Source organism: Rhizobium sp. OAE497, from assembly GCF_040546565.1.
Lineage (GTDB): Bacteria > Pseudomonadota > Alphaproteobacteria > Rhizobiales > Rhizobiaceae > Rhizobium.
The window spans coordinates 559,846-585,135 of the sequence record NZ_JBEPOA010000003.1 but is presented as its reverse complement, the minus strand read 5'-3'; the positions used below and the strand labels follow the sequence as shown (position 1 = coordinate 585,135).

The following is a 25,290-nucleotide window of genomic DNA, read 5'->3' as shown; positions in this document are numbered from 1 at the left end:
GGTCCGGCAGGCTGCGCCGACTACAGCGGCGACGAGACCATCCGCGTCGCCATCTCCCAAAGACGGAAAGCGTTCTGTGCATCAACCGCGTATCTTGCTACTCCCTTGAACGCCAAGGCTCCGCGCTCGTCGACGACAGGGGCTTCCTGGCAGTCATCGAAATATTTGCCGGAAATTCCCTCCACAAGCGGCGACCCCGCAAGCAACACCGTCGTGGATGCCCCCTGCTCTATCGTCTTGCGCAGATGCTCGGGCGTGCGAAGGCCGCCAGTGTGCTTCTGGAGCCCGGTTGCGATCGCTCCGGGGTTGAGTGCGTTCGACATGATGCCGTCGCATGCCCACGCCTGCCTGATACCAACGGACATCAGAATGCAGGCCGTCTTCGACTGCCCGTAGGCAAGCAGCGGATCGTAGGGAATGAAGCGGAAGTCTGGATCGTCCCAGAATACCGGGGCAAACAGGTTGCCCGTCGAGGCGACGGAAACGACGCGGGCGCCGTTCGCGCTGGCCAGATGCCTTCGCAGGCCAAGCGTCAACGCGAAATGCCCCAGATAGTTCGTGGCGAACTGCATCTCCCGCCCTTCCGCACTCCTCTGCAGTTCGGGAATGGCCATCACGCCCGCGTTGTTAATGAGGACGTGAAGGGGTTCGTCCCAGCACTCGGCAAATTCCTGCACGGAGGACAGATCGGAGAGGTCGAGGCGACGAACGCTTAGCCGAGCGGCGGGCATTGCCTGCCTCATTTCGGCGACAGCTCTCTCGGCCTCGTCCGGGCGGCGCGCCGCGATTGTTACGGCCGCGCCTGCCGCCGCGAGTGCGCGGCTCGTCTCCAGCCCGATGCCCGCGGCGCCCCCGGTGACGATGACATTTCGTCCGGCAAGCTCCACGCCTTCCAGAACGTCAGCGGCGGTCGACGAGAACCCAAATGGGATGGATGAAGTCATGGTCATACTCCTTCGAACATTCGACTTGCCCGGAACATAAGCGCGTGGCATTCGTGAACTAGATGGCAGAGGCTACACGCAATGATGAGATAATTCGTACAGTGAGCTCGCTCCCGCCCGGCGAGCTCGCGGCCTTTCTTGCCGTTTCCCAGCACGGCGGCTTTCGTGCCGCCTCGCGAATGCTCGGCCAGACGCCGTCGGCGCTGAGCCACGCGGTTGCCGGACTGGAGAGGCGTCTAAAGGTGAAGCTTTTTCACCGTTCGACCCGGAACGTATCGCTGACGGAACCGGGGCGGAGACTTTTGCAACGGCTTATGCCGGCGCTTTCGGAAATTGGCCTCGCGGTCGAGGAGCTGCACGAACAGAGCACCTCGTTGTCCGGGCTGATACGGATCAACTGCGACGCCAATGCCGCCGAGCAGGTCCTGATGCCCCTTCTGACCCGCTTCATGAAGCTTCAGCCCACCATGCGCTTCGAAATCCGCTCCGAGGGGAGACTGGTCGATATCGCCGAAGGAGGATACGACTGTGGGGTCCGGGCGGCCGAACTTGTACCCGACGAGATGGTCGCGATCGCTATCGGTCCAGACCAGCAGCACATCGTCGTGGCGTCGCCTGCCTATCTTGATGGCGCGCCCGCCATCAAGATACCGTCGGACCTTTCGCTGCACCAGTGCGTCCAGCTTCGTATGGCGAGCGGGTCGATCTATCGCTGGGAGTTCCAGCGCCGCGGCGAGGACGTCGTCGTGACAACGCCCGGCAATCTCGTCGTCGACCAGTCCAGACTTCTTTTGGCAGCGGCGTTGGACGGTATCGGTCTTGCCTATGTGACGCGATGGATGGCGGCCGACGCTCTCGCCAACGGCAAGCTGCAGCAGGTGCTGGACGATTGGACACCCCCCTACCCGGGCCTTTGTCTCTACTACCCGCGGCACCGCCATTTCGGCTCGGGCATGCGCGCCTTCCTTAATTTCCTGAAAGCCGAAGGATCGTTACGAGCTGCGCCTTGACGACGACCCAAGCGGCACCATTCTCCCGGGCATGAAAGCTGTCGCCCCCTCCTCCCAACGCTCACTCAGATTGCTTCCCGAGATGCCAGAAAGCGTTGGCCGATCGCATGTCGGAGGTCACACTTGCGGGCAGTGCGGCCGGCTGGCGTCCCGAAGAGATAGCTGCCGCGCTCGTCGAATTGGCGGACAACGCCATGCTGGCAGTCCTCGCGACCCGAGACGTTGAACGCAATTTTGCCTTCTGAAGAAAGACTGATCATGTGCGGACGCTTTTCCTTCAAGCATGAATGGCCGGCCTTCGTGGATCTTCACGATCTGCTCTGGGATGTCGAGCGCTGCCGCAACACGCGTGCGGACCGCAACACCGCGCCGACGCGGCAGGTCCTTATGGTGTACAACGAAGCCAATGGAAAGCAGGTAGCCGATGACGCTCGATGCCGCGCCCGCGTTTCGAGAAGCTTTCACGAGCCCGCGATGCGTCGACCGTTCCTTCGTCGAAGGCCGATGGAGGCATCAGGCACAGCAATTCATCGCCCCGTCGATGTCATCCGCAGATCACTTCCATGACCAGCATGGGCGGCCAACGTCACCGGCGCCGCAACCAAGCACTCCGAAAGGGAATTTTCAGGCTCGGGAGCGGCTACTGCACCTAAACTTTGTCCTCTTCGACGGCGCCGCTGCGCGCCGGATTTCCTTCTGCGAAACGATATGCCCCAGTAGTGGCTAAGGCCTCAGCGAGTTTCGCGGCGTCATAGGGTTTTGCCAAAACGATGGCACCTGTCTCACCGCGCACAGCCGTCGGATCCCCGGTGGCGAATACGATCGTCGTTGACGGGTTCAGAGCCCTGGCCTCAGCCGCCAGCTCTAATCCCGATGCGCCTGGTAGATTGAGGTCGGTCATGAGGATATCGACTTTCATCGTCTGCAGAGCCGCTTTGGCTTCCTCAGCACTTCCCGCCTCGACGACAATCAATCCGGCATCCTGCAGCATCTCGGCCGTATTGATGCGGATGAGCGCATCGTCCTCGACCAGCAATACAGTTATGCGTGCGACGTGTTCCGCAGTCACCGCCGCTGCGCTCTTGGCGGACGTCACCGGCGTGTCCAGTTGTGGCAGGGGCTCCGGCGGAAGTCCCGTTGACTTTTGATCTTTACGCTGAGCTTGATTGGCCAAAACATGCCGGAATTTCCGTGCAAGCGCCTCACGGGTATAGGGCTTCGACAACAGCTCGACCCCTGCATCGAGCTTACCGCCGTGAACAATCGAGTTTTCGGTGTAGCCAGACGTAAACAGCACAGCGATATTCGGCAGTCGTTCTTTCGCCTTGCGGGCGAGTTCGGGGCTTTTGAGTGTGCCTGGCATCACGACGTCAGTGAAAAGAATATCGATCGGAATGCCGCTATCAATCACCGTGAGCGCGCTCGATGCATCAACCGCCTTCAGCGTGCGATATCCGAGGTCGGTCAGCATGGCGATGACAGTCTCGCGGACCTGCGCGTCATCCTCGACGACAAGGACAGTTTCCGTGCCCCCGACGATCGGCCCATTATCGACGGCGACTTCGACATCTTCCGCCTCCATCGCGCGCGGCAAATAAAGCTTGATCGTCGTGCCGTGACCAACTTCCGAGTAGATTTTGACATGCCCGCCCGACTGTTTGACAAAGCCGTAGACCATCGACAGGCCGAGACCGGAGCCTTTGCCCTCTGCCTTCGTCGAGAAAAACGGCTCAAACACCTTCTCGATGATCTCAGGCGGCATTCCCGACCCAGTATCGGTCACCGCCATCATTACATATTGACCGGGGGTGACCTCGTCATGCGAGCGCGCATAGGCATCGTCAAGATGCGCATTCGACAGCTCGATGGTGAGTTTACCCCGTCCTTCCATGGCATCGCGTGCGTTGATCGCGAGATTAAGGAGAGCATTTTCGATCTGCGTCGGGTCGATGAATGTATTCCAAAGCCCTCCTCCAACAACCGTCTCGACCTCAACGGCTTCGCCGATTGCGCGGCGGATCATATCATCCATGTCGCGGACGAACCGGCTGATGTTGACCACCTTAGGCTCTAGCGCCTGACGGCGCCCAAAGGCTAGGAGCTGGCTTGCCAGCTTGGAGCCACGCGATACGCCCGCCATGGCGTTTGCGATCTTCGACTCGGCGCGTTGGTTGCCGGTGACCTCCTTCGACAGGAGTTGCAGATTGCCGCTCACGACCTGCAACAGGTTGTTAAAGTCATGCGCGACGCCGCCGGTCAGTTTCCCGACTGTTTCCATCTTCTGGGCCTGCGCCAGCTTTACTTCGGCCTGACGGCGCTCGGCGACTTCGGAGATAACCCGCGCCTCAAGATTTTCATTCAGCTGCTTGAGCTGCTCTTCGGCCCGTTCTCGGTGACGGACCTGGCGAGCAAGCACGTCCGCCTGATCGCGCAAAGTGGCCTCCGCCGCGCGCTGATGGGTGATATCGGTATGTACGCCCACCCATTCGACGATATCGCCATTTGAACTGATGATCGGCAAGGCCCGGATGGCGAACTGGCGCCAGGCGCCATCGTGTCGGCGGACGCGGTGCTCATGCACATACATGGATTTGGCTTCGACAGCCGCGTTCCAGGTCGCGACTGAGGCATCCATGTCATCCGGATGCACCGCTTGCGCCCAACCGAAACCTTGATATTGAGCAAAAGTCTGACCGGTGAGTGCTGCCCACCCCGGTTGTTCTCCGACCATTCTACCATCGGCACTATTGGTCCAGAGGACACCATGCACCGCGTTCATAGCCGTGCGAAAGCGGCTATTGCTCATTTCCAGCTCGGCTTCGCGCACAGCACGATCTTCGATATCGATGCCAAGGATGTAGACGCCCGGTACTGACCCGTCGGCCTCGACATGGGGTACGTAACGGATCTCGAGACGACGCGGCGCGCCGCCGTTGACCGGCATGTCGGCCTCGCCTGTCACGACTTCACCAGCCAATGCGCGATCAATGTCAGGCCGCCGGTTTTCGTACGGCCCCTGGCCAATCACTGCGCCGATGTGTCTACCGATCATGTCATCAGGCTTCATCCCGAACCACGTCTCGTAGGCATGATTGGCGAAGCGATAAATGTGCTGACGGTCCACATACGATATCAGCATCGGCACAGCATCGGTCACGCGGCGGAGTTTACCTTCGCTGTCCTTCATGCGCTTTTCCATCGCGACGCGGTCACTGTTGTCGACGACCGTGCACATCACGCCGCCGATTTTGCCATCAGCCTCATATACCGGCGTATAAAAGAGATCGAAGATAAATTCCTCAGGCCGCCCATCTCGGATGAGCGTCATGCTTTGATCGTGATAGGAACGAAGCTCCCCGCCAAGGCCGGCCTCAAGCATGTCGCGGTTCCAGTCCCAGATCTCAGGCCAGACTTCCGCGACGTTGCTGCCGAGAGCGCCTGGATGTTTATCACCTGCGATCTTCGCGTAAGTGTCGTTATAGACCATCACATGGCCCGGTCCCCACATCAGCACTTTCGCGACCGGAGAGTTCACAATGTTGGCGATAGTCGTGCGGAGTTCGACAGACCAACCGCTCATCGGTCCAAGGGCAGTCGCAGACCAGTCCATCTCCCGAATGATTTTTCCGCAGACCCCGCCTCCGATCGGCCACGCTGATGCGACTGTTGCCGCCGGTCTCAGTCCATCGCGAAGCAATCGTAGCCCCGACTGGACAACCTCACTGGCGTTACTGTAGTCGCCGGACGACAAACATTCGGAGATGAACCCCTCGAGTTCGGGGGTCAACGTGAAATTGCGTGTGAGACGTTTGGCCATAATTGGCTCGTCTCATGGAATTTTGCATGTGTCAACGTGTGGCGCTCCACAAGGGATTCTTGCTCTCGATGACCCGGCTTTCCGCCAATATTTGGATCTCGATAATCGGAAACGACAGCACCGTTGCTGAGCGCCTTCAGCACAGCTCCAGTGATAGCGATTGCTTGCAGTTCGTTGCTAAGCTACGGCTAAGACCTGGTCGCCAGGGGCTGCAGGCACTGTCAGGGTTTCAAAGCTCGCCTTTGCCAGTACATAGCCCTGAATGAGCGATACGCCGAGATCTTTCAGCGTCGCCAGCTCATCGGCCGTTTCGACCCCCTCGCACAGAGGGACAATTGCCAGATCCTCGAGCATATCGAGCGTGTGTTTTACAATTTTGCGTCTCACCGGATCAACATCGATCCCACGGATCAGATCCATATCCAGCTTCACGATGTCAGGCTGGAAATGGGTTAAAAGCCCAAGACCCGAATGACCCGCCCCGAAATCATCGATCGCGGTTTTAAATCCCATGTCTCTGTAGGTGCGAAGGATATGAAGGACGTGTTTGGTATCGAGTTGCTCGTTCTCGGTAAATTCGAAAATAATACGATCGAGAGGAAAGCCCGTCTTCATCGCGGTGGCCAGTGTAAGTCGAATACAAGCCCGCGGTTCATAAACGGCGTTCGGCATAAAATTAATTGAAAGCTTCACGTCATCAGCCGGATCGTAAAGGCCCGAGGCCAATTCGATCGCCTTTACCCGACATTGCTGGTCGAAAGCATAACGATTGCTATCCTTGATCTGGCTGAGAACCGAACCAGCCCCCTCGCCATTCGGCCCCCGCACCAAGGCCTCGTGCGCAAAAACAGCGCCAGTCCTGATATTCACAATAGGCTGAAACGCCATCGAGAAAGGAACCTCGAAAGCAGCGCCATCGCGGCAGCCATCACAGTGCGTTGGCATATAGAGCCCTCCATCAGATGATAAGCCTTACCGGATCGCCGATTAAACTTTCGTTGCTCGGCAATACGATAAATCGCGGTCGTTGCTTAACACTCACCCTTTACATCGCTTCCAGGGACGCGACCTATGGTCCACGATACATTTGAGGGACGACATGAGCGAAAATCCTGAGCCGCCAAAGATCAACAAGGGTAGCCTTCAAGAACTGATCGGAGGCCTCAGTGACGGCATCATCCTTGTAGAACAGGGAGGCCGGATAGCATGGGCCAATGCAGCAGCCTTTGCCATGCATCGAGTGAGTAGCATTGAGGAACTCGGAGGCGACGCAGCAGGATATCGGCGAACGTTCACCCTGCGGTATCGTAACAATCATCTTCTGGAGGCAGGCCAATACCCGATAGAGCGGCTTCCCGCTGGCGAAACAATCGACGATGTGACAGTCGAGATATCGCCGGCAGCCGACCTTGACCTGGTCTGGGTACACACCGTTCGCACGATGTTCATCACCGACGCTGGCGACAAGCCTGACGCACTGGCCCTGATCATCAAAGACGAGACCTCACGCTTTGAAGCGGAGGAGCGGTTCGAGCGATCGTTCAATGCCAATCCGGCCCCTGGCCTGATCTGCCGGCTCGACGATCAGCGCTTCATTCGTGTCAACGAGGGATTCCTGGAGATGACCGGCTTCACCAAGGACGATGTCATCGGCAGAACCGTCAAGGCGATCGGACTGTTTTCGAACTGCGAAACCGCCGATGATGCCCTTTCGAAACTCAACGATGGCCGGGTGATACGCCACCGCGAGGCCTTGGTGCCTCTGCCTGGCGGTGGCGACCGGCTTGTGATCGTCGCCGGTGAGCCGATTTCCGTGGTCGAAGAACCCTGCATGCTGTTTACCTTCGCCGATCTCGATGCCCGGAGAAAGGCCCAAAACGCACTTCGCCAGAGCGAAGAGCGGTTTTCAAAATCGTTCCGGCTGTCCCCCGCTCCGGCAGCGATTTTACGGCTCGACGACTTCGTATTTACAGAAGCAAACGACGCTTTTCTGCAGATTTCCGGATACCAGCTGACGGAAGTTGTCGGCCGGACTGCCGGCGAGCTTCACCTTTGGCAGGACATTGCCGCCAGACGCGCTTTGGAGCAGAAGCTGCGTGACAATATCTTCGTTCGGGAAGAACCGATGCGGTTGAAACAGAGAGACGGTGATCTTGCAGACTGTCTGGTTTCCGCCGAGCGCGTCGAAATCAATGACGAGCAGTGTGTTGTCTGGGCGCTTCAGGATGTGACAAAACGCCGGCGCAGCGAGGCGCAGCTCGTCGAGGCGATCGAAAGTGTCATGGCCGATACGTCATGGTTTAGCCGTTCGATCGTTGAGCGTCTCGCGCCTGCAACTCCGTAAGGCAGACTAATCCGCGATCGTTCTCATTCCGACGGCCATGGATCCGATCGCCGGGCGCACTAGAGGGGCAAGGCTGTGTGCCCCTCTTATGATTTTGGATGCCGACTATAAGGTAACACCCAGCTGGTATCGGAGAGCTAAGACGCCTATCGCGCGATGATGGCCCAGGAAATGGGCCATCGGATGAAGAACATGCTGGCGACCACCCAGTCGATCGTCAATCAGTCGCTGCGTGCAGACCAGTCGATCGAGAGGATGAGGTCGACAATATCGGAGCGTCTAGCAGCCTTGTCCCGCTCCGCAGACGTTCTGCGCGGGCGAGAGTTCGAGACGCTCGGCTTGCGCGAGATAGTCGAGCAGGCAGTCGCGCCTTTCAACGAGGCCGGCCGCATCGCGTCCGACGGGCCTGACCTCGAGGTCTCACATCGGTCGAATACAAGCCTTTCGCTGGCTCTGCACGAGCTCGCGACAAACGCGGTAAAGTACGGCGCTCTTTCCGTGCCGGATGGCCACGTCGATATCGACTGGAGTGTCGGTGGAGGCGACTTCAAATTCCGATGACGCGAATCCGGCGGGCCGACTGTCGTGGAGCAGAGACGACGAGGCTTCGGAACGAAGCTTATTCAGATGCTCGGCGCGAGCCTGCGTGGCGAGGCCGACATCGAATTTCGCCCGGAGGGTCTGTCGTTCACCGTTGCGACTTCAAAAGATGCACTAACGCAGCCTTGTTGAAGGAGGCGACTGTGACGACGCTGCTCGGTCCGCGCTACTCCAGGTCGGTTTTCGTGACATGAAGGCGGCAGCCGCGCCGCCATCCCGACGCTGCTCGCAGCCGCCAAATGGCCTCGCCACTGTTTCAGGTACGGCGGTGACCCCGTCGCACAAAGAGATCGTCGCGCAACCCAAGGCTCAACCCAGCCCCCTCCGTGGGACGATCTCGCTTGAAGAAACGCGCATCGATCGTGTAAATTGTTTCCGGGAGCGCACCTCCACCGCGCTCCATTGAGGCCGTCCAAGCTGCCTCTAACTCTCACCTTGGGCGGTCTCTTCAATCAGTTCGAGTGGGTTTCGCCGATGGCAGTTGCAGTGATCGCTAGCCTTGCATCCTTCCTCCTGGGGATGATCACCGTCCGCATGGCCGGGCTTCGGCATGAAGTGATCGGCGGGTTGCTTGGGCTGACCTGGTTCTGGTGGACCTTCATCTGGCTAATGCAGAATAAGCGGCGTGAGATTGAAGCGATCAAAAAGGAGCTAGATCGAATGTATCGCCGGCTGAACTTCTAAGCTTCATCGCACTCCCGCATAGAAAAAGCCCACGCGAGGGCGGCGCGTGGGCTTTCATTATCTCTGCCAATGGGTTCTGAGGGGAGCAGAGATTGAACGCGTGCGGTTGGGTTTCCATAACGTTCGCTGATTAAACGACTGGGGTAACGTTGGGTTCCATCGAATCTCGGAAAAATGGATTGTACCCATGTTGACAAATCGCTGCGCCCTATTTTAGCAATCCGCTCGTGATGAACCTGAGATAACCATCACGAGAAATGCTGGTGCGCATGAAGAGACCCCGGGATCCAGGGCAAAGGTGGTTCCGGGGTCTTTTTTTGCACAAAGACGCCGGTGTTTCCACCGGCGCAGTTGGGTCATACAGTTGAGAACTGCCGCCCGACTTAGCAAGAACTGGGGTAGCTTGCTCGAACAGGTAAACAAAGCGCCGGGCGGCATAGAGTCAACCTGCGTGGAGCCTTGAGGTTCCCTAGGCTACGCGTTTTCGCTCTGTTTCTGGTCTCAAGGCCGCATCTTTCGCCATTTGGATCATGTACGCGACAAAAGGTTTGTCGCTCAATTCCGCCAACTTCTTTGCTGCTTCGAGATGATCGACGAGATGAACTTGCGACATATCTACCTCCTGACTGCTCGCATATTCATCTTTGCTAATGAATCTTAAGCGAAGCTTACCATGGGTAGACTATTTTTGGCCTTTGATGCCGCGTGGGTAGTATAGGGAAGTTTGCCGCTCGGCATACGCAGGAAGAAACTCTGACAATCGACTGAAAGAGCGCCGAGCGGCAGCGTAACAACTTGCGGTGACCTTACTGGTTCCAAGAAAAAAGCCACCACAAGGCTTAATTCGTGGTGGCTGCCAAGTCGTTGATGGAGAACGGCTTGCCATCAATGCGATATTGTTATTGGCATTGACTGGCATCTGCAAGAGCGCGGCAACCCGTTCATCATCCATTGGGTAGCGCGGATCCCATCTTCACGCATGTCTAACACCATCTGACAGCTTTCATATGATCGTGCCAACGCGGTCACGGCAGCCGATGAAAAATCTGCGGCCGTTCAAATGCACGCGCCGCTTCATGAGAAGATGAACATGATCCTCGGCGTCTTCCTCAAGGTTTATCAAGGACGGGAAGCGGACCGACGCCATCGACGCGGTCGCCGCCGACGGGCGGGGCCCATCTGAGCTGCAGCCCTTTGGACCTCGTCTTTTCGTCGGCAGTCTTCGGTGGGCTTATCGCCTGATGCATACCCCGTGCGAGCCGGTCAAAAACCGAGCCCCGCGTACGGCGAGAGGCCGCTTAGCGGTCGGCCCTCGAACATGCTTATTGAGGGGCGGAGTTATCACGCGCACCCCACTCTATCTCCTTGGCGTTGGCGTCTTTATCCCGGTCACGAGCGATTTGTCGAGGCGAGCTCCCGTTAGTCAAGATCGATCACCTTGAACTCGCGGCTCCCTTCTCGGAGGTCTCTTCGAGCTGAGATATGTTGAACTTTTCCGGGACGAGGCCGGCGACCGGGTCGACGTAGATCGTCGCGGCAGGTCTACGAGACCCCCATAAAATGAAAGACTAAATTGCGTTGGTCGGCGAGTTAGAAAAGCGCAGCTTTGACTGCGCTTTTTCATTGTCCAGAACTAGCTGCAACACATTCTAAAGCTACGTGGAACCCAGATTGTGCCAGTCTGACATAGAGGTCTTGTCAGACCAGGATCGCATAATGGGCAACGAAAAATCGTTTAAGGCAATGCCCCGGGTCCAGATGTATGTGGCGGGCGAGCTGATCATGCTGCACCTGGTCTGTCGATCGTCAGGAAGTGGCGTACAACCGGCTTTTCGGTCCCCGTATGGTACCCGAGCACCTTGCCCTGCAGGTCTGCATCGGCATGCGAAACGCGCTTGTGCTGGCGAAGATGCTCGGCCCAGGACTCCACCATGAACCATTCCACGATCTTCTCTGGATCGGCGGAATCTTCCGTCACGCCCCAGCCATAGGCGCCATCGCGACGACGTTCCTGGGAGAGCGTGTCGAGGGCGTGCAGAAACGCTTTGCGGTGCTGCTTTTCGACATGATATTCGATCAGGATCAGGACCGGTCCACGGTCATGAGCGACGGGCTCGGCAACGAGAGGCTCCGGCCAGTGGGCCGACGGGACCAGATCGGCATCCCCGGTCGGCAGCTTCACGCGGTGCATGATGAGCCCGGCGACCAGCAGACCGGCCGCGCCGATCACCAGCGCGCCGGAAACGCCAACTGCTTCACCGACGGCGCCCCAGCCAAGGCTGCCGGCCGTCATCGCGCCGTTGAAAACGGTGAGATAGACGGCAAGACCACGACCGCGCACCCAGTTCGGAAGGACAGCCTGAGCGGCACCATTGAGCGTTGTCAGAGCGGTAATCCAGGCCCCGCCCAGAAAAAGCAGAGCGATAATGGCAATCGAATTCGAAGGCGCAAGGGCCAGGACTGACATCACGATAGCGGTGGTGATGGCTGCGCCAAGCATCAGGCCATCGGCGCTCAAACGTTCGCGCAGCTTCGGCATGACGAGTGCTCCGCCGATCGCACCGGCACCGACCGCGCCAAGCAGGATACCGTAAAAGCTTGCACCACCGCCGAGAAGCTGGCGGGCTACCAGAGGAAGAAGGGCCCAGACCGCACTGGCGAAGGCGAAGAAGATTGCAGCGCGCAGCAGCACGACATGCAACGGGCGGCTTGCACGGGTGTAGCGAAGGCCGGCGCGAAAGGCTCCGAAGAAATTCTCCTGCAAAGCATCATTCGGATTCTTGGCGCGCGGCCACCAGACAAGTGCTGCGATGACGATGATATAGCTCGCGACGTCAGCACCATAGGTGAGACCCGCGCCGAACGCGGCAAGCAGAAGACCGCCTGCGGCCGGCCCGATCGACCGCGCAATATTGATGCCGAGCGAATTCAGCGCCACGGCACTTTTGACATCTTCCCGTCTGACAAGTTCAGGCACGATCGCCTGCCAGGTCGGCCCCATCAGCGCAGCGCCGATACCGCCGAGAAATGTCAGACCGATGAGGGCACTGACCGAGAGCATGCCCGTCTGGGCAAGAGCCATAAGGCTGATGCTGACAGAGGCGAGCAGCAGCTGGACGGCAATCAGGAACTTGCGCCGGTCGAGAATATCGGTCAGGACGCCGGCCGGGATGGCGAGCAGGAAGATCGGCAGCGTGCCCGCCGCCTGGACCATGGCGACAGCCGCCGGCGAGGCCGAAAGATCGGTCATCAGCCAGGAACTGGCGACATCGCGCATGAAGCTGCCGGTGTTGCCGAGAACGGTCGCAGCCCAGAGGACCGCGAAGACCGGTTGTGCAAGCGGCGCAAAGCTGCCCCCGGGCGAGTTTGTGGTGCTCATTGTTCAGCTCCCTTGGTGATATCGAAAATGGTGACGAGGACGAAGGCGCCCGCGAGGCCGAGATGTTCGAAGAAGGCGTTGGTTGCCATCATCCGCTCCATGCCGGCGGGCAGTTCCCAGAAGCGGAGCGCGATGAAGGTCGCAAGGACAGTGAAGCCGGCGAGCGCGAGAGCGCCTACCCACCGGAGCATGCCCGAGACAACCAGGGCCGACGCAGTCAGCTCGAAGGCGATGACGGCGACAGCAAAGACGGGAGCGGGGTGAAGACCGAAATGCTCCATCTCGGCGATCGCGCCGCCGAAATCGAAGATCTTGGTCAGCGGGCCCTGGATATAGGCGGCGCAAAGCGCGAGCAGCGCGGCCGTTCGCACGGCGGGCGCCGAAACGACATCGGCCAGAAGCCTGCGCGAGTTTGAAGGAGAGTGGCTGGTCATCATTACTCCTGCGATCTGGGCCGGTCGGTTCGAGCGGCGCTGTGTTCGTCTGATGGAGCGATATTGCCGGGAACCATTGCCGCCAACAATTGCATCAATAGTTTCGATTTAATTGCGACAAACGCAATTATTCGTGGGAGTTTTCCCCTCCTATAAAACAAGCCTGGGCAGCGGTCTGCCGCTGCCCAGGCCGATACGTCGTTCGATTATCGCGTCAGCCTCAAACGGCCCAGCAGGAGCAACCGAGTGCGCCGAAGAAGCCCTTGAGATCCGCGATCGGCAGCTTCGACGTCCAGGCACCGGCATGGTCGTGGCTATGAACGCCGCAGTCGCTGGCGCAGCCGCAGGTGGAGATGGCCGTGCGGCGCAGCGAGCGTGCGCCCGCCCCTTCGGGTTCGCCCCAGGCAGCGTAGCCGCCGAACTTGCGCACCGGAGACCAATCCGGCATGGCGGGCGGGATATTGCTTTCGTCGTAGTTGGCGAAGTCACCCGAGCCGTAGACGATCTTGCCGCCGACCATCGTCAGATCGGAGGTCAGGAACGAGATCTCGTCCTCGGCGCAGGTGAAAAAGTCCTTGCTTGGCACCACGAGATCGGCGAACTGGCCTTTCTCGATGCGGCCCTTCTTGCCCTCTTCGTTGGAGAACCAGGTGACCTTTTCCGTCCACATCCTGAGCGCGGTCTCGCGGTCGAGGCAATTGGCACGCGGATAGAGCTGCATGCCGCCGACCGTTTTGCCCGTCACCATCCAGGAGAGCGATACCCACGGATTGTAGGAGGCGACACGCGTCGCATCCGTGCCGGCCGAAACATTGACGCCCTTGTCGAGCATGCGGCGGATCGGCGGCGTGGCCTCGGCAACGCCGTGGCCGTAACGCTCGACGAAATATTCGCCCTGATAGGCCATGCGATGCTGGGTGGCGATACCGCCGCCGAGTGCCGCGATACGGTCGATCGAGCGCTCCGAGATGGTCTCGGCATGGTCGAAGAACCAGTTGAGGCCCTCGAGCGGAATGTCCTTGTTGACCTTCTCGAAGACATCGAGCGAGCGCGAGATGGTTTCGTCATAAGTGGCGTGCATGCGCCAGGGCCAGCGGTTTTCGGCGAGAACGCGCACGACTTCCTCGAGCTCGCCTTCCATCTCCGGCGCCATTTCCGGGCGCGGCTGGCGGAAGTCCTCGAAATCGGCGGCGGAGAAGACCAGCATCTCGCCGGCACCATTGTGGCGGAAGTAGTCGTTGCCGTGCTTGTATTTGACCGAAGACGTCCAGTTGAGGAAGTCTTCCTTCTCCTGCTTCGGCTTCTGGGTGAACAGGTTATAGGCGAGACGAACTGTCAGCTGATTTTCGTCGGAGAGCTTCTGGATGACCTCGTAGTCATCGGGATAGTTCTGATTGCCGCCACCGGCGTCGATCACACCGGTAACGCCGAGACGATTGAGCTCGCGCATGAAATGTCGGGTGGAATTGACCTGGTAGTCGAAGGGCAGCTTGGGGCCTTTTGCCAGCGTCGAATAGAGAATGCCGGCGTTCGGCTTGGCAAGCAGCATGCCGGTCGGGTTGCCGTTGGCGTCGCGCGTGATCTCCCCGCCGGGCGGGTTCGGTGTGTCGCGGGTATAGCCGACGGCGCGGAGCGCAGCACCGTTCAAAAGCGCGCGGTCATAGAGATGCAGCAGGAAGACCGGCGTATCGGGCGCAACCGCATTGACCTCCTCGATCGTCGGCAGGCGCTTTTCGGCGAACTGGTGTTCGGTGAAGCCGCCGACGACGCGAACCCATTGCGGGGCCGGCGTGATCGCTACCTGACGCTTCAGCATGTCCATCGCGTCAGCCAGCGAACGAACGCCGTCCCAGCGCAGTTCCATGTTGTAGTTCAGACCACCGCGCACGACGTGGGTGTGGTTGTCGATCAGGCCGGGTAGCACGCGCTTGCCCTTGAGGTCGACGATCTTAGTGTCGGGGCCAGCGAGCGCCATGATCTCGGCGTCGGTGCCGACTTCAAGAAAGGTCCCGTCCTTGATAGCGACTGCGCTGGCAGTTGGATTGGTACGATCGAGCGTGGTGATCAGACCGTGGTGGAGGATGAGGTCGGCGAACATGGGAAATGCTCCTGGCTTTATTATTAAGATTGATTTCAACGCCTTGCGCCGGGATCGCCGGGCTGGGGCCTACCGCAAGCGAATCTCCTCTTGCGGTGTCAGCTATCAGACTTGTGCTGATCGTGGCGAGACAGGACAACGTCGTTGCGGCTCTCGCCCTTCGGCATATGGCCGAACATGTGCGGCTTGATCTGGTTGATCCAGGAGACGGCTGCGGGCTCCCTGGCGATCAGCGTCTTGGCGAAAGGAATGAGCTGTTCGCCAACCAGAATGCCAAGCAGGCCGACAAGGGCCACGATCGGCGGCGCGGGAGAGCGAACATTGAGCAGGCTGTAGACGATACCGACCAGAAGACCGGCGCCGATGGAAAGAATGTAGAGTTTCATGGGGGCATCCTCGACTGTGAATGAAGCCGCCTCCGCATCCGGACGTGCGATCCTGCGGAAGCGGCGGTGATGGGTGATTACTTGGCTGGGTTCGGGCCGATGCGCTTGCCGTGGCTGACGCGCTCGGCGCCGCCGTGGACATGCGTGACCGCGTAGTCGATGCCCATGCCGTAGGCGCCGGAATGTTCCTTCACCAGCGACGTGACCGCGTTATACGTCTCCTTGCGTGCCCAGTCGCGCTGCCACTCAAGCAGGACCTGCTGCCAGGTCACCGGAATTACGCCCGCCTGCACCATGCGGTCCATAGCGCGATTGTGGGCTTCCAGCGAGGTGCCGCCGGAGGCGTCGGCGACCATGTAGATCTCGTAGTCCGGGACGTCGTTGAGAGCGGAAAGCGCGAACGTCGTGTTGCACACTTCCGTCCAGAGACCGGAGACGACGATCTTCTTAGCGCCGCCGGCGGCATTCTTGGCAAGGGCGTCACGAACGTTCTGGTCGTCCCAGGAGTTCATCGACGTGCGCTCCAGAATGTCGTTCTCGGGGAAGACGCCGAGCAGTTCCGGGAAGGTGTTGCCGGAGAAGCTTTCCGTCTCGACCGTGGTGATCGTGGTCGGGATGTTGAAGATCCTGGCAGCCTTGGCGAGACCGACGACATTGTTCTTCAGCGTCTGGCGGTCGATCGACTGGACGCCGAAAGCCATCTGCGGCTGCTGGTCGATGAAGATGAGCTGGCTGTTTGCCGGGGTCAGGACTTGGAGCTTGGACATGGTACTTTCCTCGTGGTTGCGGCCCGCATGGGGTGCCTGAAAATCGATAGCGGCGGGCGGGAGCTTCCTGGCCCGCAGGCCGTTTCGCTCGCCGTCCTGGCTGCTGAAATCAAACCTATCGGCATGGTGGCCCGTCAGGAATTGCAATAAGTATTTCGATTGAATTGCGGAAAATGCAACGATCGGCTGGCGCGGCCGAACAAGTTCTCCCTGTGGCAACAAGGGCCGCGATCCTTTCGGATCGCGGCCCTTGTTCTGCTGACACAGGTTCGGTACTGTGCTTACGCAGCCAGCGGAACGAGGTTGGACTCGATCTCGGCGCGAAATTCCTCATAACGGCTGGGCAGCTTGAGCACCTCTCCGAGATGGGCGGTGTCCTCGTCTCGATTGAAGCCGGGCTCGTTTGTGGCAATCTCGAACAATACCCCGCCCGGCGTACGGAAGTAGATGGCCCAGAAATAGTCCCTGTCGATCACAGGCGTGACCTGGTAGCCTGTATCCATCAGAGCCTTGCGCACTTCGAGCTGCTGTTCACGGTTGTCGACGGCGAAGGCGATGTGGTGAACGGATCCGGCGCCCTGCCGGGCAAAGGGCGTCGTTGGCAGGAGCTGAAGGTCGATCGTGTCGGCGCCGTTTCCGCCCGGAATGATGAAGCGCGTGACGTCGCCTTCCTTTTCAGCGCGCTGGTAGCCCATGAGGCCGAGCAGTTCTTCCGTCGCAGCCGTATCGTGCAGGCGGAAGCGAGCGCCGGCAAAACCGCGGATAGCAGCATCGTCCGGGATACCGCGACCAAGCCAGGGGGACGAGCGGCGGTCGTCGGCCGCTTCGATCAGCGCCAGGCTGTCGCCGTCCGGGCCCATGAAGCGAAGCCGCCTGGCTCCGAAGATTGTGTCTGCTTCCAGCCCATCGACGCCTTGCGAGGCCAGGCGGTCGCGCCAGAATTTCAGCGAACCTTTCGGCACGGAAAATTGCGTCTCGCCGACCTCGCCGACCCCGGGGCGGCCAAGCATCATGTTCTGAAAGGGAAAGTAGGTCATCACCGTCCCGGCGCTACCGGTCTCGTCGCCGTAATAAAGGTGATAGACGCTGGGATCGTCGAAGTTCACCGTCTGCTTGACGCGGCGCAGGCCGAGCGTATTTGTGAAGAAGTGGTTGTTCTGGCGTGCGTCCGACGCCATAGAAGTTACGTGATGCAGTCCCTTGATGTCCTTGATCATGTCGATGCCTTTCTCTCAGCACGGATGATTGTTGTGTGAAGGCAATCTAGGCCCGTTGATGACCAGGCGGAATTGCAATACTTGTTTTGAACGAATTGCGATTTTTGAAATAATGATATGAACGACTACAAGGCACTCCGCACCTTCCTCCTCGCCGCTGAGAAGCGGAACTTCGCCCAGGTTGCCCGCGAACTCGACATGACGCCCGCTGCCGTAACGCGAGCCATCGCCGCCCTGGAGGCAGAGCTCGGCGTTCAGCTCTTCGTGCGCACCACGCGCCAAGTGTCCCTCACCACCGACGGCGCGATCTTTGCTGCGCAGATCCAACCCGCGGTAAAGACGCTGGAGGATGCCCGACGCGAAGTGATGAACGCCCACAAAGCCGAGGAAGGACGCCTCAGGATCAGCGCACCGACCTGGTTCGGAAAGGTCGTGCTGCCGACGATCCTTTCCGGATTCAAGGAGCGCTATCCGAAGATTAGCTTCGAAATCTCCCTGTCTGACGGCCTGGTCAACATCGTCGACGACGATTACGACCTGGCGATCCGCATCTCCTCGCAGCCCTCCGACAAATTCACGATCTGGAGGAAGATCCGCGTCGTACCGCGCATTCTCGTCGCGGCGCCCGGCAGCCGCTTCGTCGACATGTCGCATCCAAACGAACTGACGCTGGACGATTGCCTTGCCTACAGTGGAGAAAGCCGGCGGGAGAACTGGGTTCTGTCGGACGGTGGCTCAAGCATCGCAATATCGGCGGGACGAGCGTTCAGCGCCAATAGCGGCGAGGTGCTCGCGGACATGGCCGCAGACGGGGCAGGTGTCGCCCTGCTTCCGGGGTTCAACATCGCCGAACACATCCGCAGTGGACGGCTCGTGCATGTGTTCAAGGGATGGGCGCCGCCAGATCTGTGGCTCACCCTCTACTATCCGCCTTACCAGGCTCTGCCGCCGCGTATCGCCTCCTTTTCGAAATTCTTCGAAGAGCAGGTGGCGGCGCATATGGTCATGCTGGATTGACAGGTAGCGGGAGAGCCTGAAGCTTCGTTGCCACAAGTTCCTGTAACTGCCATAGGTTCCGGTCGAAGATTTGGCGTTCTGCAAGATCAACGACGGTGCGATGCAGGTATTCCGCACAAGACCCAGCCGGTCCACAGGCCTGGGCAATCAGCGCCGCCGCCTGTTCGAGAGGTACCTTTTGGGTCAGTGCTGACCGCGTCGGGCTTGCCCAGAATGTCAATGCGCGACGGGGTCCTGCCGGTGTCCGGACCGTGACCCAACGGACCATATCGCAAACTTCGACATAGCGGATTTCGCGGGCCAGGAGCCTACGTAGATCTTCCTTCTTCGACGCGCAGGCAAGCTTGAGGTCAGGCCGGTGCAGCTTCCTCCCGGCTGAAGGGCAAGCATAAGACCCGGCGCATCCGAGGTCGCCCGCAGCCGTTCGATCCTCAATGCGAACGCACGGTGCCATCCGAACGCGACGGCTCTTTCGAAGCCCGCCACGTCGAACCCCGGGTTCCACATCAGCGAGCCATAGGCAAACACCCAAATCTCTTGATCGCGCGCTTCCTCATCGACCCTCTGGACGAGCTCATCGAGCTGGTTGGACGAGATGGGCGTCCAGTTAGGCTCCGGACCTTCGTCCGTAACAGTCCTCAAGGTCCTGGCGACGAGATCCGTGGTGAGATGCAAGGCGGATGGCGATCTCATCGTCGCTGAATATGGTCTTGGCATCAGGACACCCATGAGGATAGATTTGCCGCGGCAGTGCATCACCCCGGCAACGCTTCGAGCGACTGTTGTCTAATCAGGCGACCGTGGCGTCGAGCACCGCGCGGAACGTGATCTCGACGATCTGTTCGGGGAAGGCGAGCGCACTCACTCCGATCAGGTTGCTTGCGACGGACGGAGTGTCCGTGCCGTACATCTCCTTGCGGACCTTTGATCCGGCTGCGAATGCACTCGCGACGTCGAGGACAAAAAGCGTCTCTTCGACAACGTCGTCGAGAGTGGCACCGAACTCAGAAAGAAGCTTCTTGGCGTTCACATAGCTCTGACGTATCTGCGCCTCCATTGGCTCGAAGTCGACAGGACGGCCTTGCGCGTCAAGGGTGGCTGGCGCGACCATCTTGCCGTCGCCGTCATGGCTTAACTGTCCAGAAATGTAGATCGTATCCTTGACCTGGACAGCCTGCGCGTAGCCGAAGGTTTGCTCCCAGGCAACGCCAAGGTTTGCGATTGTCTTTGTCGTCGTCATTACGTTTCCTATCGATATGCAGCGCGCTCGCGCGTGTGGACCAGCAATCCGAAGACGGCGGATGCGAGGGAGCCCGCACCCGCCGTCAATGCCGATCAGGCCCGGATGAAAGCCAACAGATCAGCGTTGAGAACGTCGGCGTTGACAGTCAGCATCCCGTGAGAGAAGCCCGGGTAGGTCTTCAGCGTGCCGTTTTTCAGGAGCTTGACGGATTTGTGGGCGGAATCTGCGATCGGGACGATCTGGTCGTCTTCGCCGTGCAGAACCAACGTCGGAACGCTGATATTCTTCAGGTCTTCGGTCTGGTCAGTTTCCGAGAATGCCTTGATGCCGTCGTAATGCGCTTTTGCGCCGCCCATCATCCCCTGACGCCACCAGTTCTGGATCACGCCTTCATGCACAGTCGCGCCATCGCGGTTGAAACCGTAGAATGGACCAGCCGGCACGTCGCGGAAGAATTGCGCACGGTTTGCGGCAAGCGCCGAGCGAAAGCCGTCGAACACCTCCGTCGGCAAGCCTTCGGGATTGGCCTCGGTCTTGACCATGATCGGCGGAACGGCGGAAACGAGGACTGCCTTGGCAACACGACCAGAAGGTTCGCCATGCTTGGCGACGTAGCGGGCAACCTCGCCGCCGCCGGTGGAGTGACCGATATGGACGGCATTCTTCAGGTCGAGTGCCTCGACGACTGCGAAGGCGTCGGAAGCATAATGATCCATGTCGTGGCCGTCCGACACCTGGGCAGAGCGCCCGTGGCCGCGGCGGTCATGGGCGACGACGCGAAAACCCTTGGAGAGGAAGAACAGCATCTGCGCGTCCCAGTCGTCGGATGAAAGCGGCCAGCCATGGTGGAACATGATCGGCTGGGCATCCTTCGCTCCCCAGTCCTTGTAGAAGATTTCGACGCCGTCTTTGGTGGTTATAGTGCTCATGAACTCGTGTCCTTTGCTGGAGACTGTGGTGGGATCGATGGTGGCTGCAAGGCCGGAAGCGCGTGACATGGCTGCGAGCGTGACTGCGGCGCCTGCGCTCATCAACACGTTCCGGCGTGTGATCGATGTAAAGGCTTTCGTCATCGTGCGTCCTGCGATTTCCTTTTTGAAACTCTCAGGCGAAGACGTCTTCGTCTGACAGGTGCGATATTGCTGCCAGAACCGCGGATCAACAATTGATTGAATAGTGTTGAGTTTGTTGCGTCTGGCGAAACAATCCGCAGCCTTGGCCAGATCATGCGTGGAAGACCCGACGTCAGAAACGTCACCGCCGACCCTGAATCTGCGATGCACCGGCCGGACGCGAGCGCGCACCGTCGTAACGACACAGGCAGCTGGGCTTGGCTTCGTTGCTCGCGCGAGGCAGGTTGTGAAAGCGCTGCGTTCCTCAAGGCCCTGCCAGCCATAAAAGGCATGTCGGCGATACAAGGCATGTCGGCGATACAAGGCGCCAAGCGATCAACGTTTGCCGTTATCGTAGTCGTGCTGCGCTTGCTCCAGCTCGGGACCGTAGGTCATGGACCATGTGTAAAGGGCTTCGAACGGTTGCTGAAGGGAACGGCCAAGCGAAGTGATGGTATACTCCACCCCGACCGGTGTCGTCGTGGTCAGCACTTCACGACGGATCAGACCGTTGCGCTCCAGGCGCTTCAATGCGTCGGCGAGCGCCTTGTGCGTGATCCCGTCCAGACGCCGCATGATCTCGTTGAACCGCGACGGCCTTGAGCACAGAACCGTCAGGATCAGCACCGACCATTTGTTGGCGATCTGCTCCAGCACCGGGCGCGCCTTTTCTACGTTCAATAGTGCCTCGGCTGCGGCAGCTTTGTGTCTTTCAGCAGAACAAGGCGTAGCGGGAAAACCTTCGTCGGTCCTTTGCATGGATATACTCCACGATATCTGCTTTACATATAGTGCGTAATTGACCGTAGGTATAGAGTTTATATCTTCTGCCCATCACTATTGATGGAGTTGATGTGATGAGATTAGCAAACAAGATTTCCCTCGTAATCGGCGGCGTTGGCGGTATCGGCGGGGCCATATCGCAAAGGTTTTCCAGCGAGGGCGCAACGGTCTACGCAACGAGCCGTAAGAGCGCAGAGACACAGACGGAGCCTGGCGGCACCGGCACCATCCACGCCCTTAAGGCCGATGCCGGAAACAATGCAGATCTCCAGCGCGTCTTTGAGCAGATCCGATCGGAGCAGGGCCATATCGACGTGCTTGTCGTCAACGCCGGGCTTTCAGAACACGCGCCTCTCGGAGCAATTTCCGAGGATCACTATGATCGAACGTTCTGCCTGAATGTCCGATCCCTGCTGTTTGCGACGCAAGGTGCCATCAGCTTGATGCAGCCCGGGGCAACGATCGTGCTGATTGGCTCGATTGCGGGCGATATCGGCACCAAGGGCTATGGGGTCTATGGCGCCACGAAAGCTGCAGTCCGTTCGCTCACACGCACATGGGCCAACGAACTTGCTTCAAAGGGAATTCGTGTCAACGTCGTAAGTCCGGGACCAACCGATACCGCGATGATGGCCGCAGCCTCCCAAGATGTTCGAGAGGCACTGTCCAGGATGATACCGCTTGGGCGGATGGGCAAACCTGAGGAGGTGGCGGCCGCGGCCCTGTTTCTGGCCAGCGACGAAAGCAGCTTTACGACAGGCGCGGAAATAGCCGTAGACGGAGGCATGGCACAGGTCTGATGCCCATCCCTGTTATCCGCCGGCGAGAAACTCGGCGCTAAAAAGCGCGCGAGCCATCAAAAGGCCTCTTCTAGTGATGATGCGTGCATCATCACTGGGAAGCAAGGCCCAGGTGAGGCGCTGTCTGCTCTGGCTTTTTCCTGCGGGACAAGCCAAACACAGACAGGCTTTGGGTTCGTCGCCCGCCTGCTGCTTGACTCCCGCAAGCAGGAAGGCACTATCAAGTGCGTGCGCCAGTATCTGGTACAGGCATGACCGGCATCAGTCGATTGGTTCAAACATGTCTTGTTCTCACACTCCTTCTTCCGGCTGCCACGGTAAGGGCATTTGCTGGAGATAAAGCGGCCGTTGCATCACCGGACAGCTGGGTCGTGACGCTCGGCGCCAGCATCGATTTGGTAGCCGCCGACACCGAGCACCAACCCGTATTACGACCGACAACGACGGGATTGCCCTTCATGCCTTCGTCGCACATCCAGTCGAGCGTCGCCTTGTCAGGCGTGAAAGCATCTTCCCTGCACATTTCCATCCGCAAGGCCAGCCTAGGTCATCCACCTCGCCAACGATCGCATGTTGCGACTGCAGGTCCTTGAGACCTCAAGGAAATGCGCACCCTTTTCCATGACGCTGGCGCCAAAGTCATTTTCGAGAACATCTTCAGCGTCTCCAACGCGACGGACGTGCCCATCGGGTTGCTTGCAAACGTCCAATGGGTGGAACCGGGCGGGAAATGGTGGGATTGATCATCTCCTCCTCGGCCCATACGCCAGAAAAAGGGGATTGAACAAAGTGGGGTTGCAACTCCAACGCATCATCGAGATGAAGGGGAAGCAGTTGCACCGGACTATCTCCGTTCGCGTGAGTGAGAAGCTGGTCGAGCAGTGATATTGCAAGCTCGATCTCGTCATGGCTGATCATCAGGCTCGATGCAAAGGTGATGACATTCTTGTTGCCGCGTAACGGCGGCCACACGACCATCGCGGGCTGCGACGCCTCCGGCTTTCGCGTATGAGATGTAAGCATCTGAAATTGCTTTACCAAGCCGGTTAGCGGGACCTTAAAGGCAGGGTGCTAGAAGTCGCACATGTCCTCTTTGGTACCTTTGTGCATGATAAAGACAGTTAGGCGCATCTTCGCATGCCGTTCGGGAAATTTCGGGTTATTGACGGCAATCCTGATCACGCCCCTGGTCGGGGCCGCCGGCATGGCTATCGATTTTTCGCACGCGCTGGAGATTCGCACCCAACTCTTTGACGCTGCCGACGCTGCAGCGGTCGGGGCAGTCGCGGAAAAGTCTTCGGCCGTTACTCAGGCCATGGCAATGCCGGCTGACGGCTCCATATCTGTCGGCGAGAGTGAAGCGCGCAAACTGTTCACGGGACAGATGTCGGGAGAAGCCGCGTCGCTACCGATCGACCTGTCAGTGACAGTAACGCGCAACTTGAACAAGGTCACCTCCAACATCGCCTTCAAGACATCAATCCCGACGACCTTCATGGCGATATTTGGTAAAACCAGTATTGAGGTGTCGGGTACCGCCAGCGCCGAATATCAAACCGCGTCCTTCATGGATTTCTATATCCTCATCGACAACACACCTTCAATGGGTGTCGGCGCTACGGCAGCTGATGTCACCAAGATGCAAGCCAACACATCCGACAGTTGCGCCTTTGCCTGCCACGATATCGCAAGCGGCAACAAGAGCTACTACAATCTGGCAAAGTCGCTCGGAGTGACCATGCGTATCGACACGGTCCGCCAGGCGACCCAGCAGTTGACGACGACGGCAAAGAGCACGCGCGTCACGAGCAACCAGTTCAGAATGGGAGTTTACACCTTTGGCACCAAGGCCGAGGATGCGAAGCTCACCACCATTTCAGATCCCACCTACGATCTGGATCAAGTTCGATCATACACAGATGCCGTCGATCTCATGACCATTCCAAGTCAGGGATACAACAGTGATCAGACAACAAGCTTTGACAGTGCTCTGACGCAGATGAACACCATCATCACCACGCCGGGCAGCGGCAACACGTCCGCTGACCCGCAGAAGATCCTGTTCTTCGTGGCGGACGGCGTCGGCGACAGCTACAAGCCATCCACTTGTACCAAGAAAACCACCGGCGGTCGCTGCCAGGAGCCGATCGACACGAGTTTCTGCGCTCCTTTAAAAGCGCGCGGCGTCAAGATTGCTGTCCTCTACACGACCTATTTACCGCTTCCGAAGAACAGTTGGTACAATACCTGGATCTCGCCGTTCCAGAGCCAGATTCCTGCTAAAATGGCGGAATGTGCGTCCCCTGGCCTCTATTTCGAAGTGACACCGACCGACGGCATCGCGGATGCAATGAAAGCTTTGTTCCTCAGGGTTATCAGGCAGCCGCGCTTAACGTCCTAGTGATTGCGCAACATGTCTGATGGTCGATCCCCTTAAGTCCGCTTTGCCATGCAGCTTGCTCGATCAAAGGTGTCTTTTAGTGCGCATGTCAGTCGCCAAGGTCACGAGAGACAGCTCGACTGTTAGTGGCGTGTATTTCAAGGCTTGGCAGAGGAAGAACCTTTAGACCTTCCCTGCTATCGACGATGGAGCCCGACCGTGTTCTTGAGTATGCGATCGAACTTTTGCCGGGTGTAGCGGAGATCGTAAGCCGC

22 protein-coding genes and 2 pseudogenes are annotated in these 25,290 nt (G+C 59.0%); 8 read left to right on the top strand and 16 right to left on the bottom strand.

Going from position 1 to position 25,290, the window contains the following annotated elements:
* Positions 1-20 precede the first annotated feature (20 nt).
* Positions 21-944 carry an SDR family NAD(P)-dependent oxidoreductase gene (locus ABIE40_RS29430; protein WP_199628419.1) on the bottom strand — a complete coding sequence of 308 codons (924 nt, stop codon included), beginning with the start codon at positions 942-944 and terminating at the stop codon, positions 21-23.
* Positions 945-1,045: 101 nt separating this feature from the next.
* Here ABIE40_RS29430 and ABIE40_RS29425 point away from each other — a divergent pair, with 101 nt between their 5' ends.
* Positions 1,046-1,954, top strand: a complete 909-nt coding sequence (locus ABIE40_RS29425; protein WP_199628420.1) for a LysR family transcriptional regulator — start codon at positions 1,046-1,048, stop codon at positions 1,952-1,954.
* 65 nt (positions 1,955-2,019) lie between these two features.
* Here the strand turns inward: ABIE40_RS29425 and ABIE40_RS29420 are convergent, their stop codons facing one another.
* From ABIE40_RS29420 to ABIE40_RS29410, 3 genes are all read right to left on the bottom strand, one after another.
* Positions 2,020-2,214, bottom strand: a complete 195-nt coding sequence (locus ABIE40_RS29420) for a hypothetical protein (protein WP_112717061.1) — start codon at positions 2,212-2,214, stop codon at positions 2,020-2,022.
* A 389-nt stretch (positions 2,215-2,603) separates the two neighbouring features.
* Entirely contained in the window at positions 2,604-5,771 is a 3,168-nt protein-coding gene (locus tag ABIE40_RS29415; RefSeq protein WP_199628421.1) for a PAS domain-containing protein, read from the bottom strand.
* A gap of 177 nt (positions 5,772-5,948) precedes the next feature.
* Entirely contained in the window at positions 5,949-6,716 is a 768-nt protein-coding gene (locus tag ABIE40_RS29410) for an EAL domain-containing protein (protein ID WP_112717065.1), read from the bottom strand.
* 154 nt (positions 6,717-6,870) lie between these two features.
* Here ABIE40_RS29410 and ABIE40_RS29405 point away from each other — a divergent pair, with 154 nt between their 5' ends.
* From ABIE40_RS29405 to ABIE40_RS29395, 3 genes are all read left to right on the top strand, one after another.
* The gene (locus tag ABIE40_RS29405; RefSeq protein ID WP_354541230.1) at positions 6,871-8,115 is read left to right on the top strand and encodes a PAS domain-containing protein; all 1,245 of its coding nucleotides are present in this window, start codon (positions 6,871-6,873) and stop codon (positions 8,113-8,115) included.
* 156 nt (positions 8,116-8,271) lie between these two features.
* The gene (locus ABIE40_RS29400) at positions 8,272-8,676 is read left to right on the top strand and encodes an HWE histidine kinase domain-containing protein (RefSeq protein ID WP_354541229.1); all 405 of its coding nucleotides are present in this window, start codon (positions 8,272-8,274) and stop codon (positions 8,674-8,676) included.
* 513 nt (positions 8,677-9,189) lie between these two features.
* Positions 9,190-9,399 (top strand): hypothetical protein, encoded by a 210-nt coding sequence (locus ABIE40_RS29395; protein WP_130279723.1) that lies wholly within the window; start codon positions 9,190-9,192, stop codon positions 9,397-9,399.
* Positions 9,400-9,868: 469 nt separating this feature from the next.
* Here the strand turns inward: ABIE40_RS29395 and ABIE40_RS29390 are convergent, their stop codons facing one another.
* The 7 genes from ABIE40_RS29390 to ABIE40_RS29360 form a co-directional block, all read right to left on the bottom strand.
* Entirely contained in the window at positions 9,869-10,012 is a 144-nt protein-coding gene (locus ABIE40_RS29390) for a hypothetical protein (RefSeq protein ID WP_162708699.1), read from the bottom strand.
* A 1,167-nt stretch (positions 10,013-11,179) separates the two neighbouring features.
* On the bottom strand, positions 11,180-12,778 hold the full coding sequence (locus ABIE40_RS29385; RefSeq protein WP_199628423.1) for an MFS transporter: 1,599 nt from the start codon (positions 12,776-12,778) through the stop codon (positions 11,180-11,182).
* Positions 12,775-13,212 carry a DoxX family protein gene (locus tag ABIE40_RS29380; protein ID WP_199628424.1) on the bottom strand — a complete coding sequence of 146 codons (438 nt, stop codon included), beginning with the start codon at positions 13,210-13,212 and terminating at the stop codon, positions 12,775-12,777. Before ABIE40_RS29380 ends, ABIE40_RS29385 begins: the two co-directional genes overlap by 4 nt.
* Positions 13,213-13,432: 220 nt before the next feature.
* On the bottom strand, positions 13,433-15,310 hold the full coding sequence (locus ABIE40_RS29375; protein ID WP_199628425.1) for an amidohydrolase: 1,878 nt from the start codon (positions 15,308-15,310) through the stop codon (positions 13,433-13,435).
* Positions 15,311-15,408: 98 nt separating this feature from the next.
* Positions 15,409-15,696, bottom strand: a complete 288-nt coding sequence (locus ABIE40_RS29370; protein ID WP_112717083.1) for a XapX domain-containing protein — start codon at positions 15,694-15,696, stop codon at positions 15,409-15,411.
* Between the two features lie 77 nt (positions 15,697-15,773).
* Positions 15,774-16,463, bottom strand: coding sequence for a hydrolase (locus ABIE40_RS29365; RefSeq protein ID WP_199628426.1), 690 nt, complete (start codon positions 16,461-16,463; stop codon positions 15,774-15,776).
* Positions 16,464-16,744: 281 nt separating this feature from the next.
* Positions 16,745-17,680, bottom strand: a complete 936-nt coding sequence (locus ABIE40_RS29360; protein ID WP_199628427.1) for a VOC family protein — start codon at positions 17,678-17,680, stop codon at positions 16,745-16,747.
* 117 nt (positions 17,681-17,797) lie between these two features.
* On the opposite strand from ABIE40_RS29360, the gene ABIE40_RS29355 reads away from it, so the two are divergent.
* On the top strand, positions 17,798-18,697 hold the full coding sequence (locus ABIE40_RS29355; protein WP_199628428.1) for a LysR family transcriptional regulator: 900 nt from the start codon (positions 17,798-17,800) through the stop codon (positions 18,695-18,697).
* On the opposite strand, the pseudogene ABIE40_RS29350 reads toward ABIE40_RS29355, so the two are convergent.
* From ABIE40_RS29350 to ABIE40_RS29340, 3 genes and pseudogenes are all read right to left on the bottom strand, one after another.
* A pseudogene (locus ABIE40_RS29350) lies at positions 18,684-19,414 on the bottom strand (gamma-glutamylcyclotransferase). The gene ABIE40_RS29355 and the pseudogene ABIE40_RS29350 overlap by 14 nt on opposite strands.
* A gap of 73 nt (positions 19,415-19,487) precedes the next feature.
* A complete protein-coding gene (locus ABIE40_RS29345; RefSeq protein WP_130279731.1) occupies positions 19,488-19,937 on the bottom strand; it encodes a Rid family hydrolase in 450 nt (149 codons plus the stop codon).
* A 95-nt stretch (positions 19,938-20,032) separates the two neighbouring features.
* Positions 20,033-20,869, bottom strand: coding sequence for an alpha/beta fold hydrolase (locus ABIE40_RS29340; protein WP_354541228.1), 837 nt, complete (start codon positions 20,867-20,869; stop codon positions 20,033-20,035).
* Between the two features lie 28 nt (positions 20,870-20,897).
* Here ABIE40_RS29340 and ABIE40_RS29335 point away from each other — a divergent pair, with 28 nt between their 5' ends.
* Positions 20,898-21,068: a hypothetical protein gene (locus ABIE40_RS29335; protein ID WP_354541227.1), complete on the top strand. Its 171-nt coding sequence runs from the start codon at positions 20,898-20,900 to the stop codon at positions 21,066-21,068.
* A gap of 320 nt (positions 21,069-21,388) precedes the next feature.
* Here the strand turns inward: ABIE40_RS29335 and ABIE40_RS29330 are convergent, their stop codons facing one another.
* Positions 21,389-21,811: a winged helix-turn-helix transcriptional regulator gene (locus tag ABIE40_RS29330; protein WP_112717095.1), complete on the bottom strand. Its 423-nt coding sequence runs from the start codon at positions 21,809-21,811 to the stop codon at positions 21,389-21,391.
* A gap of 95 nt (positions 21,812-21,906) precedes the next feature.
* Between ABIE40_RS29330 and ABIE40_RS29325 the strand changes: the two genes are divergently transcribed.
* Complete coding sequence (locus ABIE40_RS29325) at positions 21,907-22,635, top strand: SDR family NAD(P)-dependent oxidoreductase (protein ID WP_199628429.1); 729 nt, start codon at positions 21,907-21,909, stop codon at positions 22,633-22,635.
* 353 nt (positions 22,636-22,988) lie between these two features.
* Here ABIE40_RS29325 and ABIE40_RS29320 read toward each other — a convergent pair.
* Positions 22,989-23,415 (bottom strand): annotated as a pseudogene (locus tag ABIE40_RS29320) (aminotransferase class III-fold pyridoxal phosphate-dependent enzyme); the annotation flags it as partial.
* 328 nt (positions 23,416-23,743) lie between these two features.
* Between ABIE40_RS29320 and ABIE40_RS29315 the strand changes: the two are divergent.
* Positions 23,744-25,036, top strand: a complete 1,293-nt coding sequence (locus ABIE40_RS29315; RefSeq protein ID WP_112717556.1) for a TadE/TadG family type IV pilus assembly protein — start codon at positions 23,744-23,746, stop codon at positions 25,034-25,036.
* Positions 25,037-25,290: the final 254 nt, after the last annotated feature.

What these genes read in the sequence shown, in the direction of transcription:
- ABIE40_RS29430 (WP_199628419.1), bottom strand. Translation starts at nt 944, where the DNA reads ATGACTTCATCCATCCCATTTGGGTTCTCGTCGACCGCCGCTGACGTT.
- ABIE40_RS29420 (WP_112717061.1), bottom strand. Translation starts at nt 2,214, where the DNA reads ATGATCAGTCTTTCTTCAGAAGGCAAAATTGCGTTCAACGTCTCGGGT.
- ABIE40_RS29415 (WP_199628421.1), bottom strand. Translation starts at nt 5,771, where the DNA reads ATGGCCAAACGTCTCACACGCAATTTCACGTTGACCCCCGAACTCGAG.
- ABIE40_RS29410 (WP_112717065.1), bottom strand. Translation starts at nt 6,716, where the DNA reads ATGCCAACGCACTGTGATGGCTGCCGCGATGGCGCTGCTTTCGAGGTT.
- ABIE40_RS29405 (WP_354541230.1), top strand. Translation starts at nt 6,871, where the DNA reads ATGAGCGAAAATCCTGAGCCGCCAAAGATCAACAAGGGTAGCCTTCAA.
- ABIE40_RS29400 (WP_354541229.1), top strand. Translation starts at nt 8,272, where the DNA reads ATGATGGCCCAGGAAATGGGCCATCGGATGAAGAACATGCTGGCGACC.
- ABIE40_RS29395 (WP_130279723.1), top strand. Translation starts at nt 9,190, where the DNA reads ATGGCAGTTGCAGTGATCGCTAGCCTTGCATCCTTCCTCCTGGGGATG.
- ABIE40_RS29390 (WP_162708699.1), bottom strand. Translation starts at nt 10,012, where the DNA reads ATGTCGCAAGTTCATCTCGTCGATCATCTCGAAGCAGCAAAGAAGTTG.
- ABIE40_RS29385 (WP_199628423.1), bottom strand. Translation starts at nt 12,778, where the DNA reads ATGAGCACCACAAACTCGCCCGGGGGCAGCTTTGCGCCGCTTGCACAA.
- ABIE40_RS29380 (WP_199628424.1), bottom strand. Translation starts at nt 13,212, where the DNA reads ATGACCAGCCACTCTCCTTCAAACTCGCGCAGGCTTCTGGCCGATGTC.
- ABIE40_RS29375 (WP_199628425.1), bottom strand. Translation starts at nt 15,310, where the DNA reads ATGTTCGCCGACCTCATCCTCCACCACGGTCTGATCACCACGCTCGAT.
- ABIE40_RS29370 (WP_112717083.1), bottom strand. Translation starts at nt 15,696, where the DNA reads ATGAAACTCTACATTCTTTCCATCGGCGCCGGTCTTCTGGTCGGTATC.
- ABIE40_RS29365 (WP_199628426.1), bottom strand. Translation starts at nt 16,463, where the DNA reads ATGTCCAAGCTCCAAGTCCTGACCCCGGCAAACAGCCAGCTCATCTTC.
- ABIE40_RS29360 (WP_199628427.1), bottom strand. Translation starts at nt 17,680, where the DNA reads ATGATCAAGGACATCAAGGGACTGCATCACGTAACTTCTATGGCGTCG.
- ABIE40_RS29355 (WP_199628428.1), top strand. Translation starts at nt 17,798, where the DNA reads ATGAACGACTACAAGGCACTCCGCACCTTCCTCCTCGCCGCTGAGAAG.
- ABIE40_RS29345 (WP_130279731.1), bottom strand. Translation starts at nt 19,937, where the DNA reads ATGACGACGACAAAGACAATCGCAAACCTTGGCGTTGCCTGGGAGCAA.
- ABIE40_RS29340 (WP_354541228.1), bottom strand. Translation starts at nt 20,869, where the DNA reads ATGAGCACTATAACCACCAAAGACGGCGTCGAAATCTTCTACAAGGAC.
- ABIE40_RS29330 (WP_112717095.1), bottom strand. Translation starts at nt 21,811, where the DNA reads ATGCAAAGGACCGACGAAGGTTTTCCCGCTACGCCTTGTTCTGCTGAA.
- ABIE40_RS29315 (WP_112717556.1), top strand. Translation starts at nt 23,744, where the DNA reads ATGATAAAGACAGTTAGGCGCATCTTCGCATGCCGTTCGGGAAATTTC.